Source organism: Streptomyces sp. NPDC059371, assembly GCF_042751995.1.
Taxonomy (GTDB): Bacteria; Actinomycetota; Actinomycetes; order Streptomycetales; family Streptomycetaceae; genus Streptomyces.
Window position 1 is genome coordinate 15,419 of record NZ_JBHYXD010000122.1, and the last position, 10,412, is coordinate 25,830.

Genomic DNA, 10,412 nt, shown 5'->3' on the forward strand with positions numbered 1-10,412 from the left:
CGGCTGTGAGTTTTTTTATAATGCGACTGGGCCTGTCTCCCCCCGGGGGGGCGGGGGGCCGGCCGGGGCGCGGGGCCCCGGGGGGGGGGGGCGGCCCTTCCCCGTACGGCGTGGGTCAGGCGGGACGGCGGCCGTGGTTGGAACGGCCCTTCTTGATGCGCCACTTGCGTTTGCGCGTTCTCTTCGACATGCCCTTCGTGCTTAACCGAGGAGAAGGCATCCGTCGAGGGGCCGCGCAGACCGTGAAGCAGCCGGGCGCCGACAGCCGGTCACGTCCGTCCGACGGGTGCGGCCACCGCCTCCGTGAGCTTCGCGAGGTCGCCGGGGGAGAGCTCGACCTCCATGCCGCGGCGGCCCGCCGAGACACAGATCGTGGCGTGTCCGGAGGCCGAGGAGTCCAGGACCGTACGGAGCTTCTTGCGCTGGCCGAGGGGCGAGATGCCGCCGCGGACGTACCCCGTCGTGCGCTCCGCCGCCGCCGGGTCGGCCATCACCGCCCGCTTGCCGCCCACCGCCGTGGCGAGGGCCTTGAGGTCGAGCGAGCCCGCCACCGGGACGACCGCGACGACGAGCGCGCCGTCCACGTCAGCCACCAGGGTCTTGAAGACCCGCTCCGGCGACACGCCCATCGCCTCAGCCGCCTCCTCGCCGTAGGACGGGTGGGAGGGATCGTGCTCGTAGGCGTGGACGGTGAACGGGACGCCCGCCTCCGTCAGCGCCACCGTGGCGGGGGTGCCGCCGGACTGCTTCTTAGCCTTCTTGGCCATCGACCTTCTCGCAAGCGTCAGTTCAGGCTCGTCGGGCCGCGCGTCAGGTCCGACGCGGGCAACGACGGCAGATTACGGATGATCGCCGTCTCCGCGCGCAGCACCTTCAGCTCCTCACGCAGCCGGGAGGCCGTGTCGGGGGCCTGGAGCAGCCGCTGCCTGGCCGGCACGTCCAGCATCACGGCGGCGGCGACGAGATAGGAGACGACCGCCGGTTCGTCCGGCAGGTCCGCGCCGGTCGACAGCGAGCGCTCGCGCGCCCCGGCCAGCCGCTTCTGGTACTGGCGGAAAGCGCGCAGGACGCCCTCGGCGAGCGCCCCCGCCTCGTCGCCCGGGTCCTCGGGGAGTTCCTCCAGCTCGGCCGTCAGGAACGCCCCGGAGGCGTCCACCGACAGCAGCCGGACCCGTGTCGTACCGGTCGCCAGCACCTCGAAGCTGCCGTCGGCGCGCTCCCGGATGGTCGCCGCGTCCGCGACACAGCCCACCTCGTGGAAGGCCGCGAGCGGATCGTCCCCGAACCCGGCGGCGGGCCCGCGGTCGGGCACGGCGCTCCCGTCGGGCATGCCGGGCGCGCTGGGTGAGAGCTCATGGCCGTCGCGGACGGCGACGACGGCGAATCGGCGGGATTCGTCCTCGGGTGTCTTGAGCAGATCGCGCATCATGGCGCGATAGCGCTCCTCGAACACGTTCAGAGGAAGCACGAGCCCGGGGAACAGCACCGAGTTCAGGGGGAAGAGCGGGAGCCGGACGGTGGTCACGACGGGAAAGCCTAATGGTCGACGGAGCGGACGAGTCCGCCGTACCCGATCCGGGGGAGCCGGCCGGGGGCGCGGTCCCGCAGCGGAAGGCCCGAGGCGACCTCCAGACGGACTCCGTCGCGCAGCTCCAGGTACTGCCCGAGCGGGTCGTCGGAGACCTTGGCCCAGGGGAACGAGGTCACGTACGGGCCGATGAGGCGAAGCTGCTCCAGGGCGTCCTGCCAGCGTTCCAGCCGGACCAGGACGTACGTGAGCAGGTTGCGCACCTCGGCGGGCCACGGGTCGGCGGCGGCGTAGCAGGCCGACACCGAGATCGCGAGGTCGGCCGCGGCGTCCAGGCGCACGCGTGGCACCTCGGGACCGCCGCCCTCGGTCAGATAGGCGAAGGCCGCGCGCACCGGCAGGGCCTGGACCAGGGAGCCCGGCAGGGCGTCCTGCGCGGCGGGCTCGGCGAAGTCGAAGCACTCGCTGTGCGAGCCGTACCAGGCGGCGGAGAGGTACTGGAGAGCGGCCACGTGGCAGCCGTAGTGGTGCGGTGAGCGCCGGACGGCCTGGGCCCAGAGCTGCTCGAACTCGGTATGCCTGACGTTCGTGCCGCGGGCGTGGTCGAGCGCGATCCGCCACGGCACCGGGTCGCGCGGATCGCCCTCGGCGGCGGACATGATCAGCGGGCCGAGCTCGCGCAGCAGTTCCACCCGTGCCGGGGACTCCCAGCCGCGGCGGACGGCCAGCTCGGCCCTGACGAGGAGGACGTCCGGGTCGTGCGGGTCGTCGGCGTGCCACTGCCTGAGCCATTCGTCGCGGGAGCGCGCGAAGGCGGCCAGGCGTACGGCGTACCGGTCGCGGTTCTCCCACTCGGCGGACTCGCGGGTGGCGGCCAGCAGTCCGGCCGCGGGGGCGTACTCGCCCTGGGCAGCCGCGACCAGCGCGGGGCCCAGCCGGTGGTCGGGGGCGTCGAGCAGCACCTCCTCGTCGGCCGGCAGTCCGGCGGCGAGGCGTGAGGTGTGCCGGGCCATCCGGGCGGTACGGAGGAGCGCGCTCAGCAGTGCCATGGTGTCGACCATTGAAAACCGCAGGTCGGAGCTGGGCCAGAGGCGATCGGTGACGCTTTCGTAAAGCCGATTGGTTGTGCGCCGCAGGGTCAAGGACCGGTAAAAGCATGTCGCCCCATCAGGTGTGCGGCACCTGTGCGATGTCTGCGTGTCGCCGGTGCGGCGGCCGCGTGATGACTGTGCGGCGGCGGGGCGGCGTCAGCCGCGGCGCAGCAGCCGGGTGGCTCCGGCGGCCACCGTCGTGGCCAGGATCCAGCCGAGGAGAACCACCACCGCGGCCAGCCACTGCCAGCCGCCGCGCAGCTGCCAGAAGCCGGTCTGGCCCAGGTCGATGACCGGCAGCAGCAGATCCAGGGCGTAGAGCGAGGCGTTCCACGCGGGGTGCCCGTCGGTGTTGACCGGCCGGTGATCGGCGTGCGCGAAGGCGACCGACGTCGCCGCCCACAGCACCGCCATCCACAGGGCGGCCCGGCCCGGACGGTATCCGTAGGCGACCGTCCAGTCCTGGGCGTAGCCCCAGAGCTTGGCGGCCGGCGGCAGGGTCTCGCGGCGGCGGCGCTGCTTGGCGAGCAGCACCTCGCGGGCGTCCTCGTCCTCACCGGAGTCGCGCAGCACGGCGGCGAGGCGCTCGTACGGCTCCGGGGCGTACTCGGCGGTGGCCGCCGCCACCCACTCCAGGCGCCGGGTCAGCGGGAAGGCGCCCTGCGGGACCAGGTTCTCGTACGTGAAACCGCCCATGTGCAGGCTGCCGGGGTCCGGCCAGCTCGACGCCCGGTCGACCAGGTTGACGATCCGCGCGCCGGACAGCACGACCTTGCCGCGTTCGGGCCGCTCGCCGAGGAAGCGCAGCTCGGGCGTCTGGACCCGCAGCAGCGACAGCCCCTGGTCGTCGTCGAAGGTGAAGCGGGCCCGGTCGAAGTCGACCGCGTCACCGAAGCGCCCGTCGTCCAGACGGATCCCGCCCTGGCACTCGAACCGCTGCACCAGGGTGCCGCGCGCCGGGGTGGTGCCGCTGGTCGCCAGCGGATTGCCGAGGCCCGCGGGGGTCATGTAGAGCGTGCGGTTGACGGTGAGCTGGGGGGCGTTGAGGGCGAGCCGGGTGTACGGGTTGCGCAGCCTGCTGCCGCGCAGGCTCAGCGACACGCCGACGGTGGCGCCGCGCAGACTGAGCTCGCCGTGCGACTCCAGCATCTCGGCCTGGAGGTCCTGCCCGACGGTCATGCCGTCGCCGGTGATCGACTGCCCGCGCCGGTCCCGGTAGACGACCGCCTGGTTGAGCAGCAGATCCGTGCCGATGTGCGCGTCGGTCAGCCGTACCCCGTTGTGGAAGTGGCAGCGCGGCAGATGCAGATCGCCCTCGGTGTGCAGCCGGGCCGCCTCCAGCCGGGGCACCGCGCAGTCCACCAGCCGCAGCGTGGTGAAGCGGGACTCCGGCAGCAGCACCTCCTTCTCGAACCGGCACCCCTTCAGCTCCACGTACGGCACCACCGCGCCGCCCGCGAGGTCGAGCACGCCGGTGATCCTGACGCCCGTCAGCTTCAGGGAGGCGACCCGGCCCTGGAGGGCGGGCGGCCCGTCGAGCAGCAGCCAGGCCACTATCCGGGCCCGGACGCTGCGCTCGGGCCCCCAGGGATGACCGCCGTGCGGATCGTCGACGGCCCTGTCCCCGCTGCGCAGGTCGTACACACTGCCGTTGCGGAAGGCCTGCCACATCCCCGCCTCGGCGGCGGTCAGCTCGTCCGGCAGGTCCCCGCTGCGCAGGCCGGCACCCTCGGTCACGGCATGTCACTTCCTCCCCTGCCTACTCGCGGGTTCGTACGGTCCTGCAATGCCCGCTCAGTGACGGCGCGAACGCTCCCGGTGAAGGGGATCTTCCACGGAAGGCGAAGCCGGCTTGTATCAGCCACTGATACAGGCGTCCGGAGCCCCGCCGCGGTCTGAGAGAATTGAGTCCGTGATCTCCCGAATCGATCTGCGCGGCGACGCCCTCCCCGAGGGCCCCGCCCTGCGCGACCTGCTGCCCCGAGCCGACTTCGACGTCTCGGCCGCCCTGGAGAAGGTGCGGCCGATCTGTGAGGCCGTGCATCATCGGGGCGACGCGGCGCTGATCGACTACGCGGAGAAGTTCGACGGAGTACGGCTCGAGTCCGTACGTGTTCCGGCCCAGGCCCTCGCCGACGCCCTGGAACAGCTCGACCCGGACGTGCGCGCGGCCCTGGAGGAGTCGATCCGCCGCACCCGTCTCGTCCACCGCGAACAGCGCCGTACGACGCACACCACCCAGGTCGCGCCCGGCGGCTCGGTCACCGAGAAGTGGGTGCCGGTCGACCGGGTCGGGCTGTACGCGCCCGGCGGCCGCTCGGTGTACCCGTCGTCCGTGATCATGAACGTGGTCCCGGCCCAGGAGGCCGGGGTCGGCTCGATCGCGCTCGCCTCCCCGGCCCAGTCCGCGTTCGGCGGCCTGCCGCACCCGACGATCCTGGCCGCCTGCGCGCTGCTCGGCGTCGACGAGGTGTACGCGGCCGGCGGTGCCACGGCCGTCGCGATGTTCGCGTACGGCACGGAGTCCTGCCCCTCGGCCGACATGGTCACCGGACCCGGCAACATCTGGGTCGCCGCGGCCAAGCGCTACTTCACCGGCAGGATCGGCATCGACGCCGAGGCCGGCCCGACCGAGATCGCGGTCCTCGCGGACGACACCGCCGACCCGGCGCACGTCGCCGCCGACCTGATCAGCCAGGCCGAGCACGACCCGCTCGCCGCCGCCGTCCTCGTCACCGACTCGCCGGCCCTCGCGGACGCCGTCGAGAAGGAACTGGAACCGCAGATCGCGGCCACCAAGCACATCGAGGACCGGATCGTCCCGGCCCTGAGCGGCAGGCAGTCCGCGATCGTCCTCGTCGACGGCATCGACGAGGGACTCAGGGTCGTCGACGCGTACGGCGCCGAACACCTGGAGATCCAGACCGCCGACGCGGCCGCCGTCGCCGACCGGGTCAGGAACGCCGGAGCGATCTTCGTCGGGCCCTGGGCCCCGGTCTCGCTCGGCGACTACGCGGCGGGCTCCAACCACGTCCTGCCCACCGGCGGCTGCGCCTGCCACTCCTCGGGCCTGTCCGTCCAGTCCTTCCTGCGCGGCATCCACATCGTCGACTACACGAAGGACGCGCTCGCCGACGTCGCCCATCACGTGGTGACGCTGGCGGAGGCGGAGGACCTGCCCGCGCACGGCGCGGCGGTGAAGTCAAGGTTCGGCTGGAAGGTACCCGAGGGCAAGTGACCGGCATCGACGATCTCCCCGTACGGGACGAACTGCGCGGCAAGACCCCCTACGGCGCACCCCAGCTCGACGTCCCCGTACGCCTGAACACCAACGAGAACCCGTACCCGCTTCCCGAGCCGCTCGTCGAGCGGATCGCCGAGCGGGTCCGTGAGGCCGCCCGCGGACTCAACCGCTACCCCGACCGGGACGCGGTGGAGCTGCGCACCGGGCTGGCCGCCTATCTGACGAAGACCGGCAAGCACCCGGTCGGCGTCGAGAACGTCTGGGCCGCCAACGGCTCGAACGAGGTCATCCAGCAACTGCTCCAGACCTTCGGCGGTCCCGGCCGCAGCGCGATCGGCTTCGAACCGTCGTACTCGATGCACGCGCTCATCGCGCGGGGTACGGGCACGGCCTGGATCTCGGGCCCGCGCGACGAGGACTTCAGCATCGACCTCGTCGCCGCCGAGCGCGCCATCGCCGAGAACCGGCCGGACGTCGTCTTCGTCACCACCCCCAACAACCCCACCGGCAACGCGGTCCCGCCCGAGACGGTCCTCGCGCTGTACGAGGCCGCGCAGGCGGCGAAGCCGTCCATGGTCGTGGTCGACGAGGCCTACATCGAGTTCAGCCACGGCGACTCGCTGCTGCCCCTGCTCGAAGGACGGCCGAATCTCGTCGTCTCCCGGACGATGTCGAAGGCCTTCGGCGCGGCCGGACTGCGCCTCGGCTACCTCGCCGCCCACCCGGCGGTCGTGGACGCCGTCCAGCTCGTCCGGCTGCCGTACCACCTGTCGGCCGTGACCCAGGCGACCGCGCTGGCGGCCCTGGAGCACACCGACACCCTCCTCGGGTACGTGGAGCAGCTCAAGTCCGAACGGGACCGGCTGGTCACCGAACTGCGCGCGATGGGCTGCGAGGTGACCGAGTCGGACGCGAACTTCGTGCAGTTCGGACGGTTCGCCGACACCCACGCGGCCTGGCAGCGGATCCTCGACCAGGGCGTCCTGGTGCGGGACAACGGCGTACCGGGGTGGCTGCGGGTCTCCGCCGGAACCCCGAAGGAAAACGACGCGTTCCTCGACGCGGTACGTGAACTACTGGGCTCTGTGGGGGAGAACCCCACACCCCCGAAGGAGCAGAGCGCATGAACCGCGTAGGACGCGTGGAGCGGGTGACGAAGGAGACGTCGGTCCTCGTCGAGATCGATCTCGACGGCTCCGGCAAGGTCGACGTGGCCACCGGCGTCGGCTTCTACGACCACATGCTCGACCAGCTCGGCCGGCACGGTCTGTTCGACCTCACCGTGAAGACCGAGGGCGACCTGCACATCGACTCGCACCACACCATCGAGGACACCGCCCTCGCCCTCGGCGCAGCCTTCAAGCAGGCCCTCGGCGACAAGGTCGGCATCTACCGCTTCGGCAACTGCACCGTCCCGCTGGACGAGTCGCTCGCCCAGGTGACCGTCGACCTGTCCGGCCGGCCGTACCTCGTGCACACCGAGCCCGAGAACATGGCGCCGATGATCGGCGAGTACGACACGACGATGACCCGGCACATCCTGGAGTCCTTCGTCGCCCAGGCCCAGATCGCCCTGCACGTGCACGTCCCCTACGGACGCAACGCGCACCACATCGTGGAGTGCCAGTTCAAGGCGCTGGCCAGGGCCCTGCGTTACGCCTCCGAGCGCGACCCCCGCGCAGCCGGCATCCTCCCCTCCACTAAGGGCGCACTGTGACAGGCCTTTCCAGCATTCTCATCGTCGTCGGTCTCTTCCTCGCCGGAGGGATCTACTCCTTCGTCAAGCAGGACATGCCGAGGAGCCTCGTCGTGCTGCTGTCCATCGGTGCCGCGATGTGCCTCGTCGCGGGCGTCATGCGGCTGGAGGTCTGGAGTTGAGTCCTTCCAGGAAGGTCGTCGTCTTCGACTACGGCTTCGGGAACGTACGTTCCGCCGAGCGCGCCCTCGCCCGCGCGGGCGCCGAGGTCGAGATCACCCGCGACTTCGACACCGCGATGAACGCGGACGGACTGCTGGTGCCGGGCGTCGGCGCCTTCGCCGCCTGCATGCAGGGCCTCAAGGAGGCGCGCGGCGACTGGATCATCGGCCGCCGGCTGTCCGGCGGACGCCCCGTCATGGGCATCTGCGTCGGCATGCAGATCCTCTTCACCCGCGGCATCGAGCACGGCGTGGAGACGGAGGGCCTGGACGAATGGCCGGGCACGGTCGGACCCCTGGAGGCCGGCGTCGTGCCCCACATGGGCTGGAACACCGTCGACGTCCCGGACGGCTCGGAGGCCTTCGCCGGCCTCGACGCCGACGCGCGGTTCTACTTCGTCCACTCCTACGCCGTCCACGACTGGTCGCTCGAGGTCGGCAACCCGCTGCTGCGCGCTCCCCTGGTCACCTGGTCCACGCACGGCAAGCCCTTCGTGGCGGCCGTCGAGAACGGCGCCCTGTGGGCCACCCAGTTCCACCCCGAGAAGTCCGGCGACGCCGGCGCCCAGCTCCTCTCCAACTGGATCGGAACACTGTGAGCAAGCTCGAACTCCTCCCGGCCGTCGACGTCCGCGACGCCCAGGCCGTCCGTCTCGTGCACGGCGAGTCCGGGACCGAGACCTCCTACGGCTCCCCTCTGGAGGCCGCCCTTGCCTGGCAGAGCGCCGGCGCCGAGTGGCTGCACCTCGTCGACCTGGACGCCGCGTTCGGCACCGGCGACAACCGCGCGCTGATCGCCGAGGTCGCCAAGGCGATGGACATCAAGGTCGAGCTGTCCGGCGGCATCCGCGACGACGACACCCTCGCCGCCGCGCTCGCCACCGGCTGCACCCGCGTCAACCTGGGCACCGCCGCGCTGGAGACCCCCGACTGGGTCGCCAAGGTCATCGCCGAGCACGGCGACAAGATCGCCGTCGGCCTCGACGTCCGCGGCACGACCCTGCGCGGCCGCGGCTGGACCCGCGACGGCGGCGACCTCTACGAGACGCTGGCACGCCTCGACTCCGAGGGCTGCGCCCGCTACGTGGTCACCGACATCGCCAAGGACGGCACGCTCCAGGGCCCGAACCTGGAGCTCCTGCGCAACGTGTGCGCGGCGACCGACCGCCCGGTGGTCGCCTCCGGCGGGGTGTCGTCGCTGGACGACCTGCGGGCCATCGCCGAACTCGTGCCGCTCGGCGTCGAGGGCTCCATCGTCGGCAAGGCCCTGTACGCCAAGGCGTTCACCCTTGAAGAGGCCCTGGCGGCGGTAGCCCGGTGAGCGCCGTACGCCGCCTTTCGACCGGCTCGCCGGCGGAGGACGCCTTCGGGTACTCCCGCGCGGTGGAGCTGCCGAACGGCCTGGTGCTGGTGTCCGGCTGCACCTCGGTGGTCGACGGTGATGTCGTCGAGGGCGACCCGTACGAGCAGGCGGTCAACGCCTTCGGTGTCGCGTTCGCGGCCCTGGAGCGGCTCGGCCTGGGCCGCGAGGACGTCGTCCGCACCCACATGCACATCACCCATGCCCGGGACGTCGAGGAGGTCGGCCGCGCCCACAAGGCGCTGTTCGACGGCATCCGCCCCGCCGCCTCCATGATCATCGTCGAGGGTCTGGTGGACCCGCGGCTGGTGGTCGAGGTCGAGGTGGAGGCGTTCCGCGCAGAGCACACGGAGCAGGGAGAAACGCGGTCATGACCCTGGCGGTCCGAGTGATTCCCTGCCTGGACGTGGACAACGGCCGGGTCGTCAAGGGCGTCAACTTCCAGAACCTGCGGGACGCGGGCGACCCCGTCGAGATGGCCAAGGTGTACGACGCCGAGGGCGCCGACGAGCTCACGTTCCTGGACATCACCGCGTCCTCGGGCAACCGTGAGACCACGTACGACGTGGTGCGCCGCACGGCCGAGCAGGTCTTCATCCCGCTGACGGTCGGCGGCGGTGTCCGCACCGCCGAGGACGTCGACAAGCTGCTGCGGGCCGGTGCCGACAAGGTCGGCGTCAACACGGCCGCCATCGCCCGCCCCGAGCTCATCCGCGAGATCGCGGAGCGGTTCGGGCGGCAGGTGCTCGTGCTCTCGGTGGACGCGCGCAGGACCGAGGGCGGTTCCTTCGAGGTGACCACCCACGGCGGACGCCAGGGCACCGGCATCGACGCCGTCGAGTGGGCGCACCGGGCCGCCGAACTGGGCGCGGGCGAGATCCTGCTCAACTCGATGGACGCCGACGGCACGAAGGACGGCTACGACATCGAGATGATCGAGGCCGTACGCAAGCACGTCACCGTTCCGCTGATCGCCAGCGGCGGCGCCGGCCGGCTCGACCACTTCCCGCCGGCCATCGGGGCGGGCGCCGACGCGGTGCTGGCCGCGTCCGTCTTCCACTTCGGCGACCTGCGGATCGGCGAGGTCAAGGAGACCCTGCGCGAGGCGGGACATCCCGTTCGCTGACGATCCTGGCCGGGGCCTTCGGCAGGGGGCTCCCGGCTGGCTTCGATTCCCGCCGGTGGCCGCCACATGCGGGGGGTAAGGCTGACGTGTAGGGGCGCGGGCGGGGGGGGGGGGGGGGGTGGTGGGGGGGGGCGGGCGGGGTGTGG

General features: G+C 72.0%; 12 protein-coding genes. 8 read left to right on the forward strand and 4 right to left on the reverse strand.

Features of this window, described 5'->3' with window-relative positions; genetic code table 11:
• Positions 1-269 precede the first annotated feature (269 nt).
• The 4 genes from ybaK to ACFXGX_RS38585 all read right to left on the reverse strand — a co-directional run bounded on the left by ybaK (position 270) and on the right by ACFXGX_RS38585 (position 4,356).
• Positions 270-767: a Cys-tRNA(Pro) deacylase gene (ybaK, locus tag ACFXGX_RS38570; RefSeq protein WP_384801592.1), complete on the reverse strand. Its 498-nt coding sequence runs from the start codon at positions 765-767 to the stop codon at positions 270-272.
• Between the two features lie 17 nt (positions 768-784).
• Positions 785-1,525: an LON peptidase substrate-binding domain-containing protein gene (locus ACFXGX_RS38575; protein ID WP_384801595.1), complete on the reverse strand. Its 741-nt coding sequence runs from the start codon at positions 1,523-1,525 to the stop codon at positions 785-787.
• Between the two features lie 11 nt (positions 1,526-1,536).
• Positions 1,537-2,577: a hypothetical protein gene (locus tag ACFXGX_RS38580; RefSeq protein WP_384801597.1), complete on the reverse strand. Its 1,041-nt coding sequence runs from the start codon at positions 2,575-2,577 to the stop codon at positions 1,537-1,539.
• A gap of 198 nt (positions 2,578-2,775) precedes the next feature.
• Positions 2,776-4,356, reverse strand: a complete 1,581-nt coding sequence (locus tag ACFXGX_RS38585) for an oxidoreductase (protein WP_384801600.1) — start codon at positions 4,354-4,356, stop codon at positions 2,776-2,778.
• A 175-nt stretch (positions 4,357-4,531) separates the two neighbouring features.
• Between ACFXGX_RS38585 and hisD the strand changes: the two genes are divergently transcribed.
• Genes hisD through hisF form a run of 8 tightly spaced genes read left to right on the forward strand, consistent with a single transcriptional unit; the run spans position 4,532 to position 10,266 of the window.
• On the forward strand, positions 4,532-5,857 hold the full coding sequence (hisD, locus tag ACFXGX_RS38590; protein ID WP_384801603.1) for a histidinol dehydrogenase: 1,326 nt from the start codon (positions 4,532-4,534) through the stop codon (positions 5,855-5,857).
• Positions 5,854-6,990, forward strand: coding sequence for a histidinol-phosphate transaminase (locus ACFXGX_RS38595; protein WP_384801606.1), 1,137 nt, complete (start codon positions 5,854-5,856; stop codon positions 6,988-6,990). Before hisD ends, ACFXGX_RS38595 begins: the two co-directional genes overlap by 4 nt.
• Positions 6,987-7,580, forward strand: coding sequence for an imidazoleglycerol-phosphate dehydratase HisB (gene hisB, locus ACFXGX_RS38600; RefSeq protein ID WP_037623339.1), 594 nt, complete (start codon positions 6,987-6,989; stop codon positions 7,578-7,580). The genes ACFXGX_RS38595 and hisB overlap by 4 nt, the downstream gene beginning before the upstream one ends.
• Positions 7,577-7,741, forward strand: coding sequence for a hypothetical protein (locus ACFXGX_RS38605; protein ID WP_326788335.1), 165 nt, complete (start codon positions 7,577-7,579; stop codon positions 7,739-7,741). The genes hisB and ACFXGX_RS38605 overlap by 4 nt, the downstream gene beginning before the upstream one ends.
• Positions 7,732-8,379, forward strand: a complete 648-nt coding sequence (gene hisH / locus ACFXGX_RS38610) for an imidazole glycerol phosphate synthase subunit HisH (RefSeq protein ID WP_384801622.1) — start codon at positions 7,732-7,734, stop codon at positions 8,377-8,379. Before ACFXGX_RS38605 ends, hisH begins: the two co-directional genes overlap by 10 nt.
• Entirely contained in the window at positions 8,376-9,101 is a 726-nt protein-coding gene (gene priA / locus ACFXGX_RS38615) for a bifunctional 1-(5-phosphoribosyl)-5-((5-phosphoribosylamino)methylideneamino)imidazole-4-carboxamide isomerase/phosphoribosylanthranilate isomerase PriA (protein WP_384801610.1), read from the forward strand. Before hisH ends, priA begins: the two co-directional genes overlap by 4 nt.
• Positions 9,098-9,514 carry a RidA family protein gene (locus tag ACFXGX_RS38620; protein ID WP_384801613.1) on the forward strand — a complete coding sequence of 139 codons (417 nt, stop codon included), beginning with the start codon at positions 9,098-9,100 and terminating at the stop codon, positions 9,512-9,514. Before priA ends, ACFXGX_RS38620 begins: the two co-directional genes overlap by 4 nt.
• A complete protein-coding gene (hisF, locus tag ACFXGX_RS38625) occupies positions 9,511-10,266 on the forward strand; it encodes an imidazole glycerol phosphate synthase subunit HisF (RefSeq protein ID WP_355760004.1) in 756 nt (251 codons plus the stop codon). Before ACFXGX_RS38620 ends, hisF begins: the two co-directional genes overlap by 4 nt.
• The last annotated feature ends 146 nt before the right edge of the window (positions 10,267-10,412 follow it).